Source organism: Tumebacillus avium (assembly GCF_002162355.1).
GTDB classification, from domain to species: Bacteria; Bacillota; Bacilli; order Tumebacillales; family Tumebacillaceae; genus Tumebacillus_A; species Tumebacillus_A avium.
This window is the reverse complement of sequence record NZ_CP021434.1, coordinates 4,390,246-4,415,597: the sequence shown is the minus strand read 5'-3', so window position 1 is coordinate 4,415,597 and position 25,352 is coordinate 4,390,246. Positions and strand designations below refer to the sequence as shown.

At 61.9% G+C, this 25,352-nt stretch carries 3 protein-coding genes; all 3 read left to right on the top strand.

Going from position 1 to position 25,352, the window contains the following annotated elements; all coding sequences use genetic code 11:
- Positions 1-201: 201 nt before the first annotated feature.
- From CBW65_RS20330 to CBW65_RS20320, 3 genes are read left to right on the top strand one after another with little or no spacing between them, the layout of a single operon-like run.
- The gene (locus CBW65_RS20330; RefSeq protein ID WP_087458403.1) at positions 202-14,883 is read left to right on the top strand and encodes a non-ribosomal peptide synthetase; all 14,682 of its coding nucleotides are present in this window, start codon (positions 202-204) and stop codon (positions 14,881-14,883) included.
- Between the two features lie 36 nt (positions 14,884-14,919).
- Entirely contained in the window at positions 14,920-15,324 is a 405-nt protein-coding gene (locus CBW65_RS25190; RefSeq protein ID WP_087458402.1) for a condensation domain-containing protein, read from the top strand.
- Positions 15,243-25,331 carry a non-ribosomal peptide synthetase gene (locus CBW65_RS20320; protein WP_198299675.1) on the top strand — a complete coding sequence of 3,363 codons (10,089 nt, stop codon included), beginning with the start codon at positions 15,243-15,245 and terminating at the stop codon, positions 25,329-25,331. The genes CBW65_RS25190 and CBW65_RS20320 overlap by 82 nt, the downstream gene beginning before the upstream one ends.
- The last annotated feature ends 21 nt before the right edge of the window (positions 25,332-25,352 follow it).

Here is a 25,352-nt window from a genome sequence, read left to right as displayed (position 1 = left end):
AGACTGAATACATATTGTTTTTAGATTCGTTAATTTTTTAACGCCGTAACTTGCTTGAATTTTTGAATGGGATAATAATTGTTTTTTGAAATTTAATCAAAATATTCTGTAAAATAAACAGGTAATTCAATATCCGTACAGAATTCGTAGATATTGGACTTTATGATCAATTATTCCAATTATTGAAGTGGAGGCGTACAGATGAGCGAGATTGAACTTGCTGCTGTCACGTTGGTGGAGCTTCTGCGCTTGCGCAAGCGGCAGGAGCCAGGTGAAACAGCGTATGTATTTTTATCTGACAATGGGGAAGAAGAGCGTCTGACCTATGCGGAGCTGGACCGCAAAGCGCGGGCGTTGGCGGCGTTGCTGCAAAGCCGTAACGCGCAGGGCGAGCGCGCGCTGTTGCTTTACCAGCCGGGGATCGACTACCTGATCGCCTTTTTTGGATGTCTGTATGCGGGCGTGTTTGCCGTGCCCGCGTATCCGCCGCGCCAAAACGGGAACTTGAGCCGCCTGCAGGCGGTCGTCGCCGACTCGCGGGCATCGTTTGCTCTGGCGACCGGGAAGATTGCGGAGAGCGTGGCCCGAAGGGCTGCTGCGGAGCCGGAGCTGGCCCGGTTGGATTGGATCGTCACCGACGGTCTGTCAGAAGCGCTGGCCGATACGTGGCAGGAGCCGCAGGTGACGGCCGACACGCTGGCCTTTTTGCAATACACATCCGGGTCGACAGCGCTGCCGAAAGGGGTCATGCTCACGCATGGCAACTTGATGCACAACTTAAAGCTGATTGAAACGTCGTTTGGCACGTCCCGCCGGAGCAGCGGGGTGGTCTGGCTGCCTCCGTATCACGACATGGGCTTGATCGGCGGGATCTTGCAGCCGCTGTTCACCGGTTATCCGATGACCTTGATGGCGCCGGTGTCGTTTATCACCAAACCGCTGCGCTGGCTGGAAGCGATCTCCCGCACCGGGGCAACGGTCAGCGGCGGGCCGAATTTTGCTTACGAGCTGTGTGTGCAAAAAATCACCCCGGAGCAGCGCGACACGCTGGATCTCTCTTCATGGGAAAACGCGTTCACCGGAGCGGAACCGATTCGCCAAGAGACGCTGGACCGCTTTGCGGAGTTTTTTGCTCCGAGCGGTTTTCGCAGAGAAGCGTTTTACCCGTGCTACGGGCTGGCGGAAGGCACGCTGTTCGTCACGGGCGGGATGAAACAGGAAGCGCCGATCGCGCAGGCGTTTTCGGCGTCTGCGCTCAAAGACCATCTCGTGGAGACGGCAGCTGACGAAGAAAGCGCACAGGTGCTGGTCTCGTCCGGTCGTCCGGCGCTTGGCAATCAGGAAGTGCTGGTCGTCGATCCGGAGCGGAGGGTGCCTTGTGCGGACGGGCATGTCGGCGAGATCTGGGTGCACGGACCGTCGGTGGCGCAAGGGTATTGGGAGCGCGAAGAGCAGACCCGCGAGACGTTTGGCGCGGTGCTGGCCGATACGGGAAGAGGACCGTTTTTGCGGACGGGCGATCTGGGATTTCTGCATGAAGGCGAGCTGTACATCACGGGCCGCCGCAAGGATCTGATCATCATTCGCGGGCGCAACTTCTACCCGCAGGACATCGAATTTACGGTGCAAGCAAGCCATCCCGCCATTCACAACAGCAACGGCGCGGCTTTTGCTGTCGAAGTGGACGGGGAAGAGCGGCTGGTGGTTGTGCAGGAGATTGAGCGCGCGCACCGCAAAGCCGATCTGAGCGCCGTGATCGCGGCCGTTCGCGAGCAAGTGTCGCAGGAGCATGAGCTGCAAGTTTATGCGGTTGTCCTGCTCAAGCCGGCGAGCATCCCGAAAACATCGTCCGGCAAGATTCAGCGCCACAAATGCAAGGAGCGCTTTCTGGAGGGATCGCTCGAAGTTGTCGCCGATTCGCTGGCGGCACGCGCCCATGCGGAGGCTGTGCGCGAGACGGAGCCGGCGGAGGTGACGCTGGAGATGCTGACCGCACTTGACGCGGCGGGGCGGCAGCAGCGGTTGGAACAGGACCTGCTGGCCAAACTGGCGCAGGTGCTGCACATGCACCCGTCCGCGCTGTCGGCCGAACAGCCTTTGACGCAGTGGGGGCTGGATTCGTTGATGGCGGTCGAGGTGAAAAACGCGGTTGAGGAGCAATTGGGCTTGGAGGTGCCTTTTGCGCTGCTGTTAGAAGGCGTATCCGTTGTCGAACTGGCCACCGAGCTGTGCAGACAGGTAGATGAGGTGTGCGCCAAGGCGGCAAAGATGCCTGATGGGAAGTCCGCTGAACTGTGCGACGGAGTGGCGGATGAACTGTCGTACGGTCAGCAGTCGCTGTGGTTCCTGCAAAAATTGGCGCTGGAAAGCACGGCTTATCATGTGGCGCGGGCAGTGAAACTGCAGGCAGATCTCGATGTGCCGCGTCTGCAGCGCGCATTTGAGCGGCTGACGGAACGGCATGAGGCGCTGCGCTCCGTCTATGTGGAGGCGGACGGCGCACCGCAGCTCAAGGTGCAGGAGACGGCCGGGGACTTTTTTGCGGTCGAACATGCTCACGGCTGGACGGATGAGCAGATGCAAGCGCGGTTATCGGAAGCGGCGAAGCATCCGATCGATCTGGAAAAGGGGCCTTTGTTGCAGGTGCGGCTGTTCAGGCGCGAACAAGAGAGCATTCTGTTGTTCCATGTGCATCACATCGCAGTCGACTTCTGGACGTTTGGCGTGCTGCTGCAGGAGATCGGCCGCTTGTACGCAGGGGCAGAACTTCCACCGGTCAAGGCGGGCTATCGAGAGTATGTGCAGTGGCAAAAAGCACTGCTTTGCAGCCCGAAAGGCGAGGCGCTGCAGGCGTATTGGGAGCAGGCAGGAGCTGATCTGCCGCTGTTGCAGCTGTCGGCAGACCGCCCGCGCAAAAAGGTGCAGAGCGACCGGGGCGGACGCGTGCGCTTTGCGTTGTCGGCCGAAATGAGCGACGGGCTGCAGGCGTTGGCGCGAGAGCAGGGCGTGACGCTCTATGCGGCGCTGTTGGCGGCGTATCAGGTGTTGCTGCACCGCGTGACGGGCGAGGACGACATCGTGGTCGGGTCGCCGACGGTCGGGCGCAGCTCGGCCAAATTTTCCGAAACGGTCGGCTATTTTGTCAATCCGGTGCCGCTGCGGACGCACGTGACCGGGGAGCTGCCGTTTGCGGCGTTGTTGCCAGCGGTGAAGGAGACGGTCGTATCGGCGCTGCTGCATCAGGACTACCCGTTTGCTTTGATGGCGGAACGGTTGCAGCCGGACCGCGACCCGAGTGTGCACCCGCTGTTCCAGACCTTGTTCACCTTGCAAAAGTCGCATCTGGCGCAAGGGGAAGCACTTGGCGGATTTGCGCTTGGCGAGGCGGGGGCGGTGTTTGCAACGGGAGGCTTGCAGGTGGAATCGATGCCGTTTGTGCAGGAGTCGGTGCAGCTCGATCTCGCGCTGACGATGGCCTGGCAGGACGGCAGGCTGACCGGGGTGTTTGATTATCGGGCCGACCTGTTTGACCCGCTGCGCATCGAGCGGCTGACGGAGCATTTTGTGACGCTTTTGAGCGGCATCGTGGCGGACGCGCAGGCGAAAATCGCCGATCTGCCGCTGCTGACAGCGAAGCAAGGCGAGCAAGTGCTGGCGTGGAAGCGCCAGACGGTGGCGTTTGAGACGGACGTGCTCCTGCATGAACTGTTTGAGCGGCAGGCGGCGCGGACGCCAGACGCGGTGGCGGTCGTGTCGGAAGAAAGCCATGTCACTTATTCCGAGATGGATACTCGGGCTAATAAACTGGCCCATGCACTTGCGGTGCGTGGCGTCGGGCCCGGGCAGGTCGTGGCGCTGTGCGCGGAACGTTCGGTGGAGCTGGTCGTCGGGATGCTCGCCGTATTAAAAACGGGCGGGGCCTATGTGCCGGTCGATCCGGGCTATCCGGCGGAGCGGATCGCCTACATGATCGGCGATGCCAACCCGGCCGTGCTGTTGACGCAAAAGCATTTGCGGGACGCTTTGCCTGTCGACGGGGCGGACGTGATCTGCCTGGACGATATTCATGAAGCGGTTGACGCCTGGGAAGCGAACTTTGTTGCCGCGAATGTGACCGGGGACGACCCGGCTTATCTCATCTATACGTCCGGTTCGACCGGCCAGCCAAAAGGGGTCGTGATCCCGCATCGGGCGATCGTCAATCACATGCTCTGGATGCAGCAGGAGTTCCCGCTGACCGCCGATGATGTTGTGCTGCAGAAGACCGCGTTTAGTTTTGACGCATCGGTGTGGGAGTTTTACGCGCCGCTTTTCGCCGGTGCAACGCTGGTGCTGGCGCGTCCGGGCGGGCAGGCTGATCCGGCTTATCTGGTGCAGGCGGTGCAGACGTATGGCGTGACGACCCTGCAAGTGGTGCCGTCGATGCTGCAACTGCTGCTCGAGGAGCCGAACGTTGAGGAATGCGTGACGCTGAAACGGCTGTTCTGCGGCGGCGAAGCGCTGACGAAAGGTCTTGTCCAGCAATTCCATGCGCGCCTCTCCGGGCAACTGGTGAACCTGTACGGCCCGACGGAAGCGGCGATCGACACGACGTTTTGGGTCTGCGAACCGGATGATGGGCCAGGCGATGTGCCGATCGGGAAGCCGATCGCCAATGCGGAAGTGTATGTGCTCGATGCAGCGCTGCATCTTGTCCCGGTCGGCGTGCCTGGCGAACTGTACATCGGCGGGGCAGGGCTTGCCTTAGGATATTTCAAGCAGTTGGAGCAGACCGCACAGAAGTTCATTCCCAATCCGTTTGGGGCGGGACGCTTGTACCGCACCGGCGACAGCGTGCGCTGGCGGGAAGACGGGGCGCTGGAGTTTCTGGGCCGCCTCGACGATCAGGTGAAACTGCGCGGGTTCCGCATCGAACTCGGCGAGATCGAAGCGGTGCTGCGCAGACACGATGGAGTTCAAGAAGCGGTCGTCGTGGTGCGTGACCAGCGTTTGGCGGCGTATCTGACGGGAGCGGGTGACATCGGCCTGCACGCCTATTTGAAAGGAAACCTGCCGGACTACATGGTGCCGTCCGCGTTGGTCTGGCTGGAACATCTGCCGTTGACCGCAAACGGCAAAGTGGATCGCAAAGCGTTGCCCGCGCCGGAGTGGACGGGCGCAGGTGAAGCTGCTTTTGTTGTGCCGCGCACGGAGACGGAAGCCGGGGTCGCGGCGATTTGGCAAGAGGTGCTCGGCGTGGAGCAGGTCGGGGCAGAGGACAACTTTTTTGCCCTTGGCGGACATTCGCTGTTGGCTGCCAAGATCGTCTCGCGCATCAACCGCCGCTTTGACGTCGACCTGCCGCTGCGCACGCTGTTCGCAGCGCCGACGGTGGCGGAGTTGGCAGCAGAGGTGCACACTCTCGCCGGAAGCGGGATGACGCCGCTCGTGCCGATCCTCCGGGAAGGTGCGTTGCCGCTCTCGTTTGCGCAGGAGCGTTTGTGGTTTATCGACCGCTTAGAAGGGGCCAGCGCCTTGTACAACATTCCAGGTGCGGTGCGTTTGTCCGGCGCGTTGGACGTGTCTGCGCTGGAGCGGAGTCTGCAGGAGATCGTGGCCCGTCACGAGGCGCTGCGGACGATTTTCACAGTCGTTGACGGGCAGGCTGTGCAGCAGATCAAGGACGGTGCGGACTTCACGTTGGCTGTGGCCGACAGCGCCGAGGAAGACGTGCAAAGCCACGCCAGCACAGAAGCGACAGTGCCGTTCGATCTGGAAAAAGGGCCGCTGCTGCGCGCGAAACTGCTCCGTCTGGCAGATGACGAACATGTGCTGATCCTTGCGATGCACCACATCGTGTCGGACGGCTGGTCGCTTGGCGTCCTGCTGCGCGAACTGTCCGCGCTGTACGCTGCATGTTTACAGCAGGAACCGTCGCCGCTGCAGCCGCTGGCCGTTCAGTATGCCGATTATGCCGTCTGGCAGCAGCAGAATGTGCAGGGCGCGGAGCTGGACAAGCAACTGGCGTACTGGAAGCACAAGCTGAGCGGAGAACTGCCCGTGCTGCAGTTGCCGACCGACCGCCCGCGACCGTCTGTGCAGACGGCGAACGGGGATGTGCTGTCCTTTGCGTTGCCTGCGACGCTGACCGCACAATTGCGGGAACTGGCAGCAGGCGCGGACGGCACGACGCTGTTCACGCTGTTGCTGACCGCCTACAAGACGCTGTTGTACCGCTACACGGGAACGGAAGACTTGCGGGTCGGCACCCCGGTCGCCGGGCGTACTCAAGTGGAGCTTGAGCCCTTGATCGGCTTTTTTGTCAACACGCTCGTACTTCGCGATAAGGTCGACGGCAGCATGACGTTCCGCCAACTGCTGGAGCAGGTGAAAACGACCGCGCTGGAAGCGTTGGCCGCGCAGGATGTGCCGTTTGAAAAGCTGGTCGAGGAGCTGCAGCCGGAGCGGAGCCTGAGCCATTCGCCGCTGTTCCAGGCGATGTTTACCTGGCAGCCGTCCCCGCTCGCAGAATTGAACTTGCCTGGTGTCTCGCATCGCCAAGTCGAGATGCACAGCAGAACGGCCAAATTTGACCTGACGCTGATGATGGAAGATCGCGACGGGCTGCTCACCGGGATGATCGAATACCGCACCGACCTGTTTGACAAGGAGACGATTGCCCGGATCGCCGGCCACTTCCAGACCTTGCTGCAAGCGGCGGTGCTCGATCCGGACCTGCCGCTGGCACAACTTCCGATGCTGACTGCAGAGGAGCAGGCGCAATTGGCGCTGTGGAACGACACAGAACGTTTGGATGCATTGAAGATTGGCGTGCACCAATGGTTTGAAAAGCAGGCAGACGCGACTCCGCAGCAAGTTGCCCTGCTGTTTGGAGAGAGCAGTCTCACCTACCGTGAATTGAACGAGCGGGCCAACTCCCTCGCGCGTCGATTGCAAAAGCTCGGCGCGGGTCCGGGGCAGATGGTCGGCCTGTGCATGGAGCGCTCGTTGGAGCTGATCATCGGTATGCTCGCGATTCTCAAAGCCGGCGCGGCGTATGTGCCATTTGATGCGGACTACCCGGCCGACCGTCTGCGCTTCCAGTTGGAAGATGCCAAGGTAAGTCTTTTGCTGACCCAAGAACGTATGCTGGCGAAACTGTCGGAGCACGGAGCGCAAACGCTGTGTGTGGACGGTTTTTGCACAGAAGAAGGGGCAGAAGAAGGCACAGAAAATCTCGGCATCGCTGCCGACCCCGACGATTTGGCTTATGTGATGTACACATCCGGCTCGACCGGGCAGCCCAAAGGGGTGATGGTGCCGCATCGCGGCGTGGTGCGGCTGGTGAAAGACACCGACTATGTGCAGTTCTCGGAGCATGACGTGTTCCTGCAGTTTGCCCCGGTGGCGTTTGACGCTGCGACGTTTGAGATCTGGGGTGCGCTGCTGAACGGTGCACAGCTGGTCATCTTCCCGCCGGGCCAAGCATCATTAGGAGAGCTGGGACGCGTGATCCAAGGGTATGGGGTGACCACGCTGTGGCTGACGGCCGGGCTGTTCCATCAGATGGCGGAACATCACCTCGATGGCCTGCGCGGTGTGCGCCAACTGCTGGCGGGCGGAGATGTGCTGTCGGTGCCGCATGTGCAGACGGTGGTCGAGCGTCTCGACTGCCGTTTCATCAACGGCTACGGGCCGACCGAGTGCACGACTTTTGCGGTCTGCCACGAGGTGCAAAAACAAGATTTGTCCTTGCCTTCCTTGCCGATCGGGCGTGTGATCGCCAACACGACCGCTTTGATTTTCGATCAGGACGGACAGGCAGTGCCCGTCGGCGTGCCGGGTGAACTTCACATCGGCGGGGCCGGGGTGGCGCTGGGCTATCTGAACCGGCCGGAGCTGACCGCCGAGCGGTTTGTCAACACAGCTGAACATGGGCGTCTCTACAAGACGGGCGACATGGTGCGCCGCCTGGCGGACGGCACGATGGAGTTCCTCGGCCGCACCGACCATCAGGTGAAAGTGCGGGGTTACCGCATCGAGCTCGGCGAGATCGAAGCGGCGATCGCCAAGCATCCGTCCGTTCACGAGGCGGTCGTGCTGGTGCGTGAAGACAGCCCTGGCGATCAGCGCATCGTCGCTTACGTCACGATGGAGGCAACGGCAGACGGCACGGGTGAACTGCGCCGTCATTTGAAAGACAAACTGCCGTCGTATATGGTGCCGCAGCACATCGTGGCGGTGGAGGCGTTTCTGCTCACCGCAAACGGAAAAATCGACCGCAGAGCTTTGCCTGCACCTCTGATGACGGAGGGGGAACGCGAATACACGGCACCGCGCACAGCTCTGGAAGAGCGCTTGTGCTCCCTGTTCGAAGAGGTGTTGCACACCTCGCCGATCGGGATTCACGACGACTTTTTTGCCGCAGGAGGCCACTCCTTGCTGGCGACGCAGGCGGTGACGCGCATCCAGGCTGCTTTTGGCATCGACCTGCCCTTACGCAAGCTGTTTGAAGCGCCGACGGCGGCAGAACTGGCCGTCGTGATCAACGAGACGGCGCTTGGGGCAAACGAAGCAGCTTCTATCGTGCCGACCGCGCGCGCAGGGCATGTGCCGATGTCGTTTGCGCAGGAGCGGATGTGGCTGTTGAACCAGTTGCTGGCCGATTCGTCCGCCTACCACATCTCAGGTGCGGTCAGGATGCGCGGGCCGTTGGACCGGTCTGCTCTGACGCGCAGTTTGCACACGATTGTCGAACGGCACGAAGCGCTGCGCACTTCGTTTAATGTGGTGAACGGGCAAGCGGTGCAACTGGTGCGCCGTGAACTGGCGGTGGAGATTCCACTGACCGACCTGACCTCGCTGCCAGAGGATGAGCGGGAAGAGGCGGCGTTGCAACTGGCGCTGGAACAGGCCAGACAGCCGTTTGATCTGACCGGAGATGCGCTGGTGCGGCTCTCTCTCATCTGTCTGGGTGATGATGATCACCTCCTGGTGATGGTCATGCACCACATCATCTCTGACGGCTGGTCGCTTGGCGTGCTGCTGCAGGAGCTGTCCGTGCTGTACGGCGGCCGCGAGTTGCCGGAGCTGGCCGTGCAGTATGCAGATTATGCCCAGTGGCAGCGCAACTGGCTGCAAGGCGAGACGCTGGAGCAGCAGCTGGAGTACTGGAAACGGAAGCTTGGCGGCTCCTTGCCCCTCTTGCAGCTGCCTGCCGACCGTCCGCGCCCTGCTGTCCAGACGACCAAAGGCGCTCAGCTGGCTTTTGCCATCCCGAAGGAGCTGACCGCAAGGCTGAAGGAGTTGGGGCAGACAGGCGGGGAGACCTTGTACATGACCTTGTTGGCCGCGTTCAAGGTGCTGATGTTCCGCTACACGGGTCAGGACGACATCGCAGTTGGTTCGCCGGTCGCCGGACGCAACCGGGTGGAGATCGAACGCCTGATCGGATTTTTTGTCAATACGCTGGTCTTGCGCAGCGACCTGTCGGGCGAACCAGCTTTTCGCGACCTGTTGGCACAGGTGAAACAGACGGCGCTGGAAGCGTATGCCCATCAGGACGTGCCGTTTGAAAAGCTGGTCAGCGTCTTGCAGCCGGAGCGCAATAGCAGCCATACGCCGCTGTTTCAAGTGCTGTTTGCGCTGCAGAATGCGCCGATGCAGATCGAACTGCCCGGACTTGCCATAGAGCGGCTGAACCTCGACAACCAAACGGCCAAATTCGACCTCTCCCTGCTGCTGGAAGAGGCGGATGAAGAGCTGAGCGGCATGTTTGAATACAACACCGACCTGTTTGAGGAAGCGACAATCAAGCGCTTGGCCGGCCATTTCCGAACTTTGCTGCAAGGCATCGTCGCCGATCCGGGGCAAAAGATCACCGAACTGCCCCTGCTGACCCGGGCCGAAGCGGAACAGCTCTCCGGGGTGAAAGGGGGGGCGCGCGAGTTTGCGCCGCTCTGTCTGCACGAGCTGTTTGAGCGGCAAGCCGCACGGACGCCCGACGCGCCGGCAATTCTGTCTGCAGCGGGCGTGCTGAGCTATAGCGAACTCAATGCGCGCGCCAACCGCCTTGCGCATTATCTGCAAGGGCAGGGGGGCGGGCCGGACGGGCTGATCGCGATCTGTATGGAGCGGTCGCCGGAACTGCTCATCGCTATCTTGGCGGTGCTGAAAGCAGGAGCTGCCTATGTGCCGATCGACCCGGCTTATCCGCAAGACCGCATCTCGTTTCTGCTGGCCGACGGCGGAGCGCCGCTGTTGCTGACCGAGTCGCACGTGCTGGCCGAGCTGCCCGCGCATACGGCGACAGCGGTCTGCCTCGACCGCGACGGGGAACTTTTTGCAGGGCTTGGCACGGACAATCCCCGGACTGCAGCACAACCGCATCATCTTGCCTACATCATCTATACGTCCGGTTCGACAGGCAAGCCAAAAGGGGTCGCCATCGAACACCGCAACGCATCGTCTTTCATCCAGTGGGCGCATGAGGTGTTTTCGCCGGAGGAGCTGCAAGGCGTGCTGTTCTCGACCTCGGTGTGTTTTGACCTCTCGATCTTTGAGCTGTTTGCGCCGCTTAGCTGCGGGGGACAGGTGATCCTCGCGCAAAATGCTTTGCAATTGCCGATGCTTGCCGCCAAAGAGCAGGTGACGATGATCAACACCGTGCCGTCCGCCATCGCGGAGCTGCTGCGCTTGCAGGCCATCCCGGCGTCGGTCAAAGTGGTCAATCTGGCAGGTGAGCCGCTGAAGCTCGACATCGTGGAAAGGCTGTACGAGATCGGCACGCTGGAGAAAGTCTACAACCTCTATGGGCCGTCTGAAGACACGACATACTCTACGTATGAGCTGATGCAGCGTGGATCGCAGGCAAAACCGCTGATCGGGATGCCGATCGCCGGAACACAGGCGTATCTGCTCGACGCCAACCTGCAGCCGGTGCCGGTCGGGGTGCCGGGCGAGCTGTTCCTCGGCGGGGCCGGGGTGGCGCGCGGGTATCTGGGGCGGCCGGAGCTGACCGCCGAGAAATTTATGCGCGATCCGTTCTCCGGACGGCCGGATGGCAGGATGTACCGCACCGGTGACCTGGTGCGCGCCCTGCCGGACGGACGCCTCGATTATCTGGGCCGTCTGGATCATCAAATCAAGCTGCGCGGATTCCGCATTGAGCTGGGCGAGATCGAGGCCGCGCTGCTGAAGCATCATGCGGTGCGGGAGACGGTGGTCATGGTGCGCGAAGACCGTGCGGATGAAAAGCGACTGGCCGCCTATCTCGTCCTCGAAGCGGGAGTGGAGCTGACCACAGCCGAACTGCGCGAGCATGCCGGACGCACCCTGCCCAGCTACATGATCCCTTCCGCCTTCATCCTGCTGGAGGCGATGCCGCTCACATCGAACGGCAAAATCGATCGCAAGGCGCTCCCCGTGCCGGAGGGAGCGAGCGTCGGCAGCAGCGCGGCGTACGCAGCTCCGCAAAGTGAGCAGGAGGAGCGTTTGGCCGCGATCTGGCGCGATGTGCTGAAACGGGAGCGAATCGGCATCGACGACAACTATTTTGAAGCGGGCGGCGACTCGATCCTCGCGATTCAAGTGCTGACCCGTGCCCGCGAAGCCGGGCTGACGTTTACGATGCCGCAGTTGTTCCAGCATCAGACGATCCGCGAATTGGCGCAGGAGATCCTCTTGGCGGATGCCGTTCCGGGCGGGGAAGTCATCCCGCAGCCGTACGGGCTGCTCACCGCCGCTGATCGGGCCAAGTTGCCGCAAGGGGTCGAGGACGCGTACCCGCTGACGATGCTGCAGGGAGGCATGCTGTTCCACAGCTTGTACGGCGCGGAACAGGCCGCCTACCACAACGTCACCTCGCTGCGCCTGCGCTTGCCTTTTGCGGAAGCGAAAATGCGGCAGGCTCTGGAGCGCCTGCTGCAGCGCCATGCCGTGTTGCGAACTTCGTTTGTGATGACCGGTTACAGCGAGCCGTTGCAGCTGGTGCAGTCGCAAGTTGAGCTGTCGTTTGCGATCCGCGACCTGCGCGGCCTGACCGCTCCTGAGCAGGAGCAGCATGTGCAGGAGTGGCTGGACGCGGAGAGCCGCGCGTATTTTGACGTGACACACGCGCCGCTGATGCGCTTCCATGTCGATCGTCTGCGCGATGACGAGATGCAGTTTACGATTACCTATCACCATGGCATTCTCGACGGATGGAGCTTGGCGACGCTGACCACCGAGCTGTTTGGCATGTATCTGGACAAAGGCGTGAAGGATGCGCCCCGCGGGCTGTTCCGCAGATTTGTGGACTTGGAGCGCCAGGCGCTGGCGTCTGAGGAGGCGCAAGGGTTCTGGCTGCATTTGCTCGATGAGTTCACCGTGACCGAAGTGCCGGCGGTGGAAGCGCCCGACGACAGCCAGGAGCTGTACCGCAGTGTGGAGGTCGAGATCGGGGAAGCGCTCCAGCAAGGTCTGCAACGGGCAGCCCGCCAAGCGGCCGTACCGTTGAAAAGCACGCTGCTGGTCGGCTTCCTGCGCACGCTCAGCCTGTATAGCGGTCAGACCGACGTGCTGACCGGCGTGGTGGTCAATGGACGTCCGGAAGTGCAGGACGGAGAGCGAGCGCTGGGGCTGTTTCTGAACACCGTGCCGTACCGCCTGCAGCTGCAGGAAGGCAGTTGGCTTCATCTGCTGCAGGAAACATTTGCTGCCGAGCGCTCCATCCTGCCGCATCGCCGCTTCCCAATGGCGACGCTTCAGCAAAAGCTGGGCGGGCAGCCGCTGTTCGACTCAGCATTTAACTTCGTGAACTTCCACGTGCTGAGCGACCTGGCCGGGGAGTTGGAAGTGCTGTCGATGCAAGAGTCTGGCCACACCAACTATCCGCTGGTTGCTGAAGCGGGCCTCGACCCGGAGACCGGCCGGATGACGCTTGCCTTGCGCTACAACACAAAAGCGTACGGGCAGGGGCAGGTCGAGCGCATGGCGCACAGCTTCCGGGCAGCTCTGCAGCAGATGGCGTTGGCGCCGGAATCCGCACATGCGACCGCCGTGCTCCTTGAGGAAGATCAGCTGAAACAACTGGCGGTGTGGAACCGGACGGGCAGCCTGGAAGACGCAGAGTGCCTGCACCGTCTCGTGGAAGCGCAAGCCCAACACACGCCGGACGCTTGCGCATTGGTCACAGAAGCGGAGCGGCTGACCTACCGGGAGTTAAACGAGCGTGCCAACCGCCTTGCGCACCGTCTGCAAAAGCTCGGTGCCGGGCCGGACGTGCGCGTCGCCGTCTGTTTGGAGCGCAACGCCAGCCTCGTCATCGCGCTGCTGGCCGTGCTCAAAGCAGGAGCTGCCTACCTGCCGCTCGACCCGGCCTATCCGGAGGAGCGCATCGAGTTTTTGCTGCAGGATGCGGGGGCGGCGCTGGTCATCACCGATTCGGCGCTGGGAGTCAAATGCCCGGCAACTGCGGCGGCGCAGCTCTGCCTCGACTTGGAGCAGGAACTGCTCGCAGACGAACCGTGGGACAATCCAAGATCGACGGTGACGCCAAGTCACCTTGCCTACGTCATTTATACATCCGGCTCAACCGGGCTGCCCAAAGGCGTAGGAGTCGAACACCGCAGCGTTTCAGCCATGCTGCAGGCGACATTTGCTCTGTATGCCAAGGAGGATTTTGCAGCCTGCCTGTTCTCGACGTCTGTTTGCTTCGACCCGTCGGTGCTGGAACTGTTCGCCCCACTCAGTCTGGGCGGCACCGTCATCCTCGCCGAAAATGCGCTGCATCTGCCGCACTTGCAGGCGAAAGACGAAGTGACGATGTTCACCGCTGTGCCTTCCGCCGTCACCGAACTGCTTCGCCAGCAGAGCATTCCGGCATCCGTTCGCACGGTGAACATGGGCGGCGAGATGGTGAAAGGTCCGCTCGTGCAGGAACTGTACCAACTGGGACACATCGAAAAGGTCTACAACATGTACGGCCCGACCGAATCCACGGTGTACTCGACGCTGGAGCTATGCGAGCGCGGCGGTTCCCACAGTCCGCCGATCGGGAAGCCGATTCCCGGCACTCGCGCCTTTGTGCTCGATGAATTTTTGCAGCCCGCGCCAATCGGTGTGCCTGGCGAGCTCTTTTTGAGCGGCGCAGGTCTTGCCCGCGGCTACCTTGGGCGGCCGGAATTGACGGCGGAGCGTTTTCTGCCTCATCCGTTGGCGCAAGGGGAGCGGATCTACCGAACTGGCGACCGTGTTCGCCGATTGCCGGACGGACGATTGGAATACCTCGGCCGCCTCGACCATCAGGTGAAAGTTCGCGGCTACCGCATTGAGACCGGGGAGATCGAAGCGGCGCTGATGCAGCACCCGGCTGTGCTGGAAGCGGCCGTGCTGGTGCGCGAAGACGCGCCGGGCGGTAAGCAGATCGTCGGCTATGTGGTGTTGCAGACTGGCGAATTCCTGACCATGAGCGACCTGCGCGCTGCCATAAAAGTGCGGCTGCCCGACTATATGGTGCCGTCCCTGCTGGTGACGCTCGATGCTCTGCCGCTCACGCCAAACGGAAAAGTCGACAAAAAGGCATTGCCCGCTCCCGACTTGGCGCAGATCCGGGAGACCCCGTATGTCGCGCCGCGCACCGATCTGGAAAGCAGGCTATGTGCGATCTGGGAGCAGCTGCTCGGCGTGGAGCAGGTCGGGGTCCACGACAACTTCTTTGACCTGGGCGGCCATTCGCTGCTCGCCACGCAGCTCGTTTCTCGCGTGCGCGAGGTATTTGCGGTCGAACTGGCGTTGCGCGACCTGTTTGCAGCCAGAACGGTTGAACAGTTTGCCGCCGTTGTGGAAGCGGCCGGCCAGACCGCCAACGAAACGATGACGATCGCCAAATCGGCCAACCGTAAAACGCGCACGCGCAGCCGATAGCCGCTGTGCCAGCCTCTAGTGGAAAGGACGAGAGACATGAACACACATGAAGAAGAACTTTTACAGGAAGCGGGGGAGGAAACGCTCCTCCCGGCTTCCTTCTCCCAGCAGCGGCTGTGGTTTATCGACCGCTTCCTGCCCGGACAGGCGATCTATAACATCCCGTGTGCGCTGCTCCTCACCGGACAACTCCGGCCGGATGTGCTGGAACAGAGCCTGGCGGAAGTGATTTCCCGCCACGAAGTTCTGCGCACCACGTTTGAAGAGATCGACGGTGAACTGACCCAGGTGATCGTGCCGGACCGTTCCTTCACCTTGCCGCTGACCGACCTGACCCACCTCCCCCTGACGAGCGGGAGGTGCTGGCCCACCGCATCATCAAAAGCGACGCCGGCATGCCCTTCGATCTGGAAAAAGGGCCCCTGCTGCGCGCCGGGCTGATCCGGATGGGCGTTCAGGAGCACCTGTTGTTCGTGACGATGCACCATATCATTTCGGACGGCTGGTCGCTCGGCGTGCTTGTGCAGGAGCTCGGTGTGCTGTACAGCGCCTTTTTGCAAGGACAAGCGTCCCCGTTGCCGGAACTTCCGATCCAGTACGGCGACTACGCGGACTGGCAGAACGAGTGGCTGCAAGGGGAGGTGCTCGACGAGCAGCTGTCCTATTGGCGGAAACAGCTCGACGGCGAGCTCACCGTGCTGCAACTGCCGACCGACCGGCCGCGGCCGCCGGTGCAGACCTTTAGTGGCAGCTCGCAGCGATTCAAGCTGTCCGCCCAGCTGTCGAAAGAACTGAACGACTTGAGCCGCCGCGAAGGCACCACGCTGTTTATCACGCTGTTGGCGGCGTTCAAGACGCTGCTCTACCGCTACACGGGACAGGAGGACCTCACCGTCGGCACCCCGATCGCCGGAAGAAGCCGGGGCGAAACGGAGCAATTGATCGGGCTGTTTATCAACACGCTGGTGCTGCGCAGCAACTTGTCGGGCGGCTTGGCGTTTAATGAACTTTTGCAGCAGGTCAGCGCGCAGGTGCTCGAAGCGTACGACTATCAAGACCTGCCGTTTGAAAAATTGGTCGAGGAGCTGCAGCCGGAGCGCAACATGAGCCATCCGCCCTTGTTCCAAGTGATGTTCATTCTGCAAAATGCACCGCTGCAAAAACTCGAGCTGCCAGGAGTGACGCTCCAGCCGCTCGACGTGAACAACGCCACCGCCAAGCTCGATCTGACGCTGGCGATGGTGGAAGACGAGCAGGGGCTGCACGGCGTTGTTGAATACAACACCGACCTGTTTGATCCGGCGACCATCGAGCGTTTGTGCGCGCATTTTCTGCAGGTGCTCGAAGGGATCGCTGCCGATCCACAGCAGCAGCTCGCCGCGCTGCCGCTGACGACGGCAGAAGAGCGCCAGCAGATCTTGGTGGAGTGGAACGACACGGATGCGCCGGTGTCCGAGGCGCTTTTGCACACGCTGTTTTATGAACGGGTGCCAGAGTACGGGGAGAAAATCGCAGTTCTGGCACACGACCGGACGCTGACCTACCAAGAGCTGTTTCAGCGTTCCAATCAAGTTGGCCACCGGCTGCAAGGGGCGGAAAAAAACACGCTTGTCGCCGTCGTCATGGAAAAAGGGTGGGAGCAGGCGGTTGCGGTGTACGGCATATTGGCTGCCGGAGCGGCGTACCTGCCGATCGACCCGAAAGCGCCGCCGGAGCGTATCCTGCACCTGCTCGATTATGGGCAAGTCCGCTATGTGCTGACCCAAAGCCGAATCGTCGAACGCTTGGACTGGCCGCAAGGGGTGGAAGTGATCGCCGTCGACAGCGCGGAGATCGAGACCTATAGCACCGAGCCGCTCCCGGTTGTACAAGAGCCGACCGACCTCGCCTACGTCATCTTCACTTCCGGTTCCACCGGGCTGCCCAAAGGCGTCGTGATCGACCATCGCGGCGCGGTGAACACGATTTTGGACATGAACCGGCGCTTTGCCGTATCTGCAGATGACAACGTTTTTGGCGTCTCTTCGCTGGGGTTTGACCTGTCCGTCTATGACATCTTCGGCACGTTGGCTGCGGGCGGCACCCTCGTGCTGCCGGAAGCGGACCAAGCGCTCGATCCGGCGCACTGGGCCGACCTGATGCACCGTCACAGCATCACGGTCTGGAACTCCGCGCCTGCGCTCGCCAAGTTGCTGGTCGAATTTGTGACCTTGCATAAAAAAGGGCTCCCGTCCTGCCTGCGCATGGTCTGGATGTCGGGTGACTGGATTCCGCTTACGTTGCCGACTCAGTTGAAAGAGCTGGTGCCGGGCATTGCTGTCCACTCGCTGGGCGGCGCGACCGAAGCGTCGATCTGGTCGATCACCTATCCGATTGCGGAGATCGATCCGACCTGGACGAGCATTCCGTACGGACGCCCGATGGTCAACCAGAAGTTCTTTGTCCTGAACGGAGCGCTCGAACCTTGTCCGGCCGGCGTGACCGGAGACCTGTACATCGGCGGGATCGGCCTCGCGCTTGGCTACTGGCGCGATCAAGAAAAAACGAACGCCAGCTTCCTGACACATCCACAGACGGGGGAACGGCTCTACCGCACCGGCGACCAAGGGCGTTACCGCACCGACGGCGTGATCGAGTTTATGGGCCGCGTCGACAACCAGGTGAAAATACGCGGCTTCCGCATTGAGCTTGGCGAGATCGAAGCCACACTGACCCGCCACCCGCTCGTGCAAGCGGCGGTCGTGCTGGTGCGCGAAGATGTCCCGGGCGACAGACGCCTTGTCGCGTACGTCGTGCCGGTCAGCAATGCGAATCCGGAACTTGAAGGACTGCGTGACCTGTGCAAGTCGAAACTGCCCGACTATATGGTGCCGTCCGCGTTCCTTGTGCTGGAGACGCTTCCGGTCACCGCAAACGGCAAGCTTGACCGCAAAGCCCTGCCGGTGCCGGACCGCTCGCTTTTTGAAACCAAGACGGAGTATGTCGCGCCGTCCACCCCGCTGGAAGAGACGCTTGCACAGCTGTGGGGCGAAGTGCTGGGGCTGGAGCGCGTGTCCGTTCGCGCCAACTTCTTTGAACTCGGCGGACACTCCCTGCTGGCGACACAGGTGGTGACGCGCGCCGGAGCGCTGTTGGACCTCGAACTGCCGCTGCGCACGCTGTTTGAAGCGCCGACCATCACCGGCTGGGCACAGCGCATCGAGATGGCACGGCAAAACTCACCAGACACGCACCTGCCGCCATTGCTGCCAGCAGATCGGGTGAACGGCACCGCGCCGCTATCTTTCGCCCAAGAGCGCATGTGGTTCGTTGACCGCCTGGAGGAGGGAAGAAGCGCTGCGTACAACATCCCGATTGCCCTGCGCTTGACAGGCGAGTTGGACCATGCGGCGATGCGCAAGAGCTTCCAGCAGATCGTCGCCCGCCACGAAGCCCTGCGCACCACGTTCGCTGTCGTGGAAGGGGAGCCGGTGGGGATCATCGCCGACTTCTTGCAGCTCGACATCCCGGTGCTTGACCTGCAAGGGGAAGCTGATCAGGAAACGGCCGTTGCGCGTCTGACCGCAGCAGAAGCCAAGCGCCCGTATGACCTGTCCCAAGACGCCTTGTTGCGGGTAAAACTGCTGCAACTGGCGGCCGATGAGCATGTCCTGCTGCTGAACATGCACCACATCATCTCCGACGGCTGGTCGATCGGGGTGCTGGTGCGTGAGTTTACCGCGCTGTATGAAGCGTTTGTGCAGCGGGAAGAGCCCAACCTGCCTGCGCTTCCGGTGCAAGTTGCCGATTATGCCGTCTGGCAGCGCGAACATCTGCAAGGTGAAGTGCTGGAGGCCGAACTTTCTTATTGGAAAAATCAACTCGGCGGCGACCTGCCGAGACTCCAGCTTCCGAGCGACCCGGCAGTCCAACCGACGGGGCACAGCGCCAGGAGGGTGCTGCACCTGCCTGTCGAGCTGACCTCCTCCCTGAAAGCGCTGAGCGCACAGACTGGGACTACGCTGTTCATGACTTTGCTCGCCGCGTACAAGCTGCTGCTTTCCCGACTGTCCGGGCAGGAAGACATCATCGTCGGCACGCCGATCGCCGGACGCAGCCGCGTCGAGACCGAGCCGCTGATTGGGATGTTCTTAAACACCTTGGCTCTGCGCACCGACCTGTCCGGCAACCCGACCTTCCGCGAACTGCTTGGCCGCGTGCGCGATACAACGCTTGGCGCGTACGCGCACCAGGAGCTGCCGTTTGAAAAAATCGTCGAAGCGATCCAGCCGGAGCGCACGCTTCACCGCAACCCGGTCTTTGACGTGCTGGTCAATTTCCTAAACCTGCCGAAACAGTCGGCCGACCTTCCGGGTCTGCATTTGGAGACGATCGAAGTAGAGCATGAGTCGAAGTTCCTGATGACGCTCTACCTGCACGAAGCGGACGACGAGCTGACGATGAGCCTCGTCTACCAGACGGATCACTACAGCCGCGCACGCATCGACAGCATGCTCGACCAGTTCCGGCAGTTGCTCGTTGAGATCGCCCAGCAAAGCGACCGCAGCATCCGCGACTATTCGCTGCTCACAGCAGCCGCTCAACAGTTCCTCCCTGACCCGTCCGCGCTGCTCGCTGAACCGGCCCATGAGCTCGTCCACGAAGCGGTCGCTGCCTGGGCGGTGCAAACGCCGTCCCGCACGGCGATTCAACAAGGGGAGATGAGCTGGAGTTACGAAGAGCTGCAGGCCCGCGCCACCAGCATTGCGCACCATTTGCTGGCATCCGGCCTGCACAAGGAGGACAGAGTCGCCCTGATCGGCACCCGCTCCTTTGGGTATATCGCGGCGATGCTTGGCGTCTTCCTCACCGGCGGCGTGCTTGTCGCCATCGACCGCAGCCTGCCTCAGCAGCGCCAAGAGCAGATGCTGCAAGCGGCAGGGACCCCTCACACGCTTCTCATCACCGATGAGCAGGAGGCAGGCATTCACGCCGTCATCTCGCCAAACACGGGGCGCATCCAAGGCGCAGCCGCAACGGGAGACGGCATGCTGCCCGAAGTGCAGCGCGAAGACGCGGCGTACCTGTTCTTCACCTCCGGCACCACCGGGCTGCCCAAAGGCGTCCTCGGCACGCATAAAGGCCTGAGCCACTTCCTGCAGTGGCAGCGCGAAACGTTTGGCGTGAATCCTGCCGATAAGAGTGCGCAGCTGACCCACCTGTCGTTTGACGTGGTGCTGCGCGACATCTTCCTGCCGCTGACCAGCGGGGCGACGCTCTGCTTGCCGCCTGTGCTCGACGACCTCAGTGCCGAAACGATCTTGCCGTGGCTGGCTGCCACCGGCATCACGATCCTGCACACCGTGCCGTCGCTGGCCCAGTCCTGGCTGCAAAGCGCCGGCACAGGTGTTTCGCTTGACAGCCTGCGCTGCCTGTTCTCCGCCGGGGAGCCGTTGACCGACTCCTTTGTGCACGCATGGCGGACCCGCTTCCCAGGCGCAGGCGAGCTGATCAACCTGTACGGGCCAACCGAAACGACGCTGGCGAAATGTTTCTACGTCGTACCGCCGACGCCCCATGCCGGCATCCAGCCGGTCGGGCACACGTTGCCCGAGACGCAGGCGCTCGTTCTGTCCGCATCGGGGCAGCTCTGCGGCGTTGGCGAAGCGGGCGAGATCGTCATCCGCACGCCGTTTTGCACGCGGGGCTACCTGAACGCTGCCGATGAGGACGCGGCGCGTTTTGTCCGCAATCCGTTCTCGCAGCAGCCAAATGACCTCCTCTACCGCACGGGAGACCGTGGTCGTTACCGCCCCGACGGGACGCTGGACATCCTCGGCCGCGTCGACGACCAGGTGAAAATACGCGGCGTGCGCATCCAACTGACCGAGATCGCCGCCACGCTGGCCCAGCACCCGGCCGTCGCATCGTCCACCGTGCTCGACTGGAAAGACGAAGGCATGACCTGGCTGGCCGCGTACGTCACGATCCGTGACGGACAGACAGTCACCGCGCCTGAACTGCGCCAGTTTCTCGAACAGCGACTGCCAGCTGCGATGGTGCCGTCCGCGTACGTTGCACTCGACCGCCTGCCTTTGACCAGCAATGGTAAAGTCGACCGCAAAGATTTGCCGAAGCCGGACAAAATGACGCAGACCACCGCCTACATCGCGCCGCGCACAGCAACGGAACAGCTCCTCGCCGACATCTGGCGGGACGTCTTGCAGCTCGAACGGGTGGGCCTGCACGACCACTTCTTCGAAGCGGGCGGCCATTCGCTGTTGGCGATGCAGGTGATCGCCCGGATTCGTCAAGTCTGTCAGGCCGAACTGCCCCTGCGCACCGTCTTCGAATGCCCGACCCTCGAACAGTTGGCCGGGCGGATCGACGAAGCGCATAGCCGCGAACAGACCGTAAATGAACTGCCGCTGCCAAAAGCGCCTCGGGACGTAAGCCTGCCCTTGTCGTTCTCTCAGCAGCGCCTGTGGTTCATCGATCAGTTGGAGCCAAACAGCTCCGTCTACAACATTCCGATCAGCGTGCGCCTGAACGGACGTTTCGACGCCGAGATCCTCAAACGGAGCTTCGCGGAGCTGCTTCGCCGCCACGAGTCTCTGCGGACCAATGTCATCACGCGAGATGGTGTCGGAGAGCAGGTGATTCGCGGGACGGCAGAGCTCGAGCTGCCTTTCCACGACATTTCTCAGCTGCCGGAAGGGGAGCGCGACGCCCAACTGCTCCGTTTGCTGGCCGATGTCGTGCAACAGCCGTTCTCGCTGGCCGACGATCTGCTGATCCGCGCCGCGTTGATCCGCACCGGGACGGACGAGCATGTGGTGGCCGTGACGATGCACCACATCATCTCCGACGGCTGGTCGCTTGGCCTGTTCATCCGCGAGATGGGGCAGCTGTACAACGCGTTTGCCAAAGGCGAAGAGTCTTCGCTTGCCGAGTTGCCGTATCAATACGCCGACTACGCCGTCTGGCAGCGCGAGTGGCTGCAAGGCGACGAACGCGAGAAGCAGTTGCGGTACTGGACAGACCGCCTCAGCGGGAAAATCCCGGTGCTGGAACTGCCGACCGACCATCCGCGCAAGGCAGCGGTGTCTTACGCCGGCACCACCGAGACGATCTCGCTGCCGCACGAGCTGGTGCAGACGCTGGAAGCGCTGACGCAGCAGTCTGGCGCAACGCTGTACATGACGTTGCTAGCTGCGTTTAACACGCTGCTGTACCGCTATGCGGGACAGACCGACATCATCCTCGGCACGCCGGTAGCGGGGCGCACCCGCAGCGAATGGGAAGGGTTGATCGGCTTCTTCGTCAACACATTAGCCCTGCGCACCGACCTGTCCGGCAACCCGACGTTCCGTGAGCTGCTCGGACGTGTCAAAGAGGTATCGCTCGGTGCGTTTGCCCATCAGGATCTTCCCTTGGAAGAACTGATCGACGAACTGCAGCTCGACCGCGACCTGAGCCGCAACCCCTTGTTCCAAGTGATGTTCGTCATGCAAAACATGCCGCCGCTGCCCCGGCAAGGGGAGGACGAGCTGGAACTGGAAGCGCTGGAAGTCGAGCGGGGCACGTCAAAATTTGACCTGACCCTAACGATCATCCCAACTGGGGAGGGCTGGGCAGCTTCCTTCGAATACAAGACCAGCCTCTTCACCCGTGCGACGATCCGGCGCATGTGCGGCCATCTGCTGATGCTCCTGCAAGGCATCGCGGACAACCCTGATCAAACGCTGGATGACCTGCCGATCCTGAGCGCCGAAGAAGAGCAGCGCATCCTGATCGAGTGGAACGATACTGCCGTTCCGTTCCCCGACGACAAAGTGCTCCATGAGCTGTTCGAAGAGCAGGTCCAGCGCACGCCGGACAACATCGCGGCGGTCTATGACGGCAACACCTTGACCTATGCGGAGCTGGACAGACGCGCCAACCAACTTGCCCGTCACCTGCAAACATACGGCGTCGGCCCGGATGTGGCGGTCGGTGTCTGCGTGGAGCGTTCGCTGGAACTGGTCATCGCCCTGGTCGGCATCCTGAAAGCGGGCGGGGCGTACCTGCCGATCGACACCGAAGCGCCAAGCGAGCGCATCGCGCAAGTGCTGGACGACGCACAAGCGCCGGTCGTGCTGGCGTTGGAAAACATGCGCGGGACGCTTCCGACCAAGAGTGCTGCACAGCTTTACCTCGATACCGATTGGCATCTGATCGCAGAGCAGGCAGACACCAAGCCGCACAGCGGTGTCACGCCCGACCATCTCGTCTCGATCTACTACACGTCCGGCTCCACCGGCAAGCCCAAAGGCGTCGCCAACCCGCATCGCGGCTGGGTCAACCGGATGTGCTGGATGCAGCGCCAGCACGGGCTGCAGGCGCACGAGTCCGTTTTGCAAAAAACGACCTTGACCTTCGACGATGCGGCGGTGGAGTTCTACTGGCCGCTGATGGTTGGCGCCAAGATCGTGCTGCTGCCGCCGAAGCTGCACCGCGACCCGCGCGCGATCCTCGATGCGGCGGTCGAACATGGTGTCGCCGTCCTGCAGTTTGTGCCAAGCATGCTGGCGATGGTGATCGACAGCATCACGCCGGAAGATCGCGCCGCGCTGAACACCGTGCGCGTCGTCGTCTCCTCCGGGGAAGCCTTGCGCGCCGAATTGGTGCGGCAGTTCCTCGAAAAGATGCCGGGGCATCTGCACAACACTTGGGGCGCAACCGAAGTGTCGATCGACTCCACCATCCGCACCTGCACCTGGGACGACGTGCAGGAAGGTGAGATCGTGTCGGTCGGACGTCCGATCGACAACAACACCTGCTATGTGCTCGACCGCAACATGCGACCCGTCCCGGTCGGCGTGGCCGGCGACCTGTACCTGGGCGGCATCGGTCTGGCGCGCGGCTATTTCAACAACCCGGAGCGCACCGCCATGGCCTTCCTGCCCAATCCGTTTGCGCCGGGCGAGCTGCTCTATAAAACGGGGGACCGCGGCTATTTCAAGCCGGACGGCCAAATTAAATTTTTAGGTCGGGAGGATGATCAAATTAAAATACGAGGGATGAGGGTTGAGCTTGGCGAAATAGAGAGTGTGCTGGATTTGCATGACGCCGTTAAATCCTGCGTCGTCGCCGCTCATGAATACACGCCGGGCGACAAACGCCTCGCCGCTTATGTCGTGTTGCACGATACGGCCGGCGTGACGACACAAGAGCTGCGCGCGTTCTTGAAAGCCAAGCTGCCCGACTATATGGTTCCGCCGTTCTTGCTCACCTTGGACAGGCTGCCGCTGACGGCGAACGGAAAAGTCGACCGCAAAGCGCTGCCGCTGCCGGGCGACCTCGATTTCGAGCGCGACACCGCATTTGTGGCGCCAACGAGCGCTGCCGAGGCGAAGCTGGCGGCGATCTGGGAAGAGCTGCTCGACATTCGCCCGGTCGGGATCAAAGACAACTTCTTCTCGCTTGGCGGTCACTCGATCCTCGCCGTGCGCCTGATGTCGCGCGTGCAGCAGGAGTTTGGGCGCCAAGTGCCGCTCGCCGCTCTGTTCCAAGAAGGGACGGTCGAAGCGCTCGCCCTGCTCTTGCAAGAGCAGGCGGAGCAACGGGAAGCATCGCCGCTCGTGCCGATCAAGACGGACGGTGACAAGACGCCGTTGTTCTTGTTCCATCCGGGAACGGGCAACGTCCTGGCCTACTACGGGCTGGCCCGCGCACTGCCCGAGGATCAACAGGTCTACGGGCTGCAGGTTCCGGCGCTGGAGGCGGATGTCCCCGTCCTCGACCGCGTGGAGGAGCTGGCGGCCAGCTACTTGCACTGGATGCAAAGCGTCCAGCCGCAGGGGCCGTACCTGCTCGGAGGCTGGTCGTTTGGCGGACTGCTCGCGTATGAAGTTGCACAGCAACTGCGCACGGCAGGAGAGACGGTGGAACTGCTGGCGATGTTTGACGCCGCAGTCCCGTTGCCGACCCCCGAGGAGCAATTGCTGAGCGAAGCAGAATTTTCCGTCTCCTATTGCCAAAACATGGCCGAGCGTCTTAAACTTGATTTATCTGTAAAGGGAATTGAACTTGATCCACACAACATCGAAGCTGCACTCCGGGATTTCCTGGAACTTGGAAAAGAGCACAACATCTTGCCTCATGATTTCGGATATGAGCAGTTCCGCCGCCTGCTGCGCGTTTCGGCGGCGAATGAACGGGCGTCCGGCAGCTATCAGCCGACGCCGTATCCGGGTGACATGACCCTTTTCCGGGCGGCTGAACAGCCGGCAGAAGCGGAGCGCCAGGCGGCGCTCGGCTGGGAGATGCTGGTGCAGGGCCGCCTCGACGTGCACGAAGTGCCGGGCGATCACGACACGATCGTCCTGCCGCCACATGTGCAGACGCTCGCCGAACAGCTGTCTGCCGCGCTGTGCAAGGCACATGCGGCCATCGCGGCGAACGCGCAAAGGGTAACGATAAATTGATCGAACACTGGGAGGAAATAA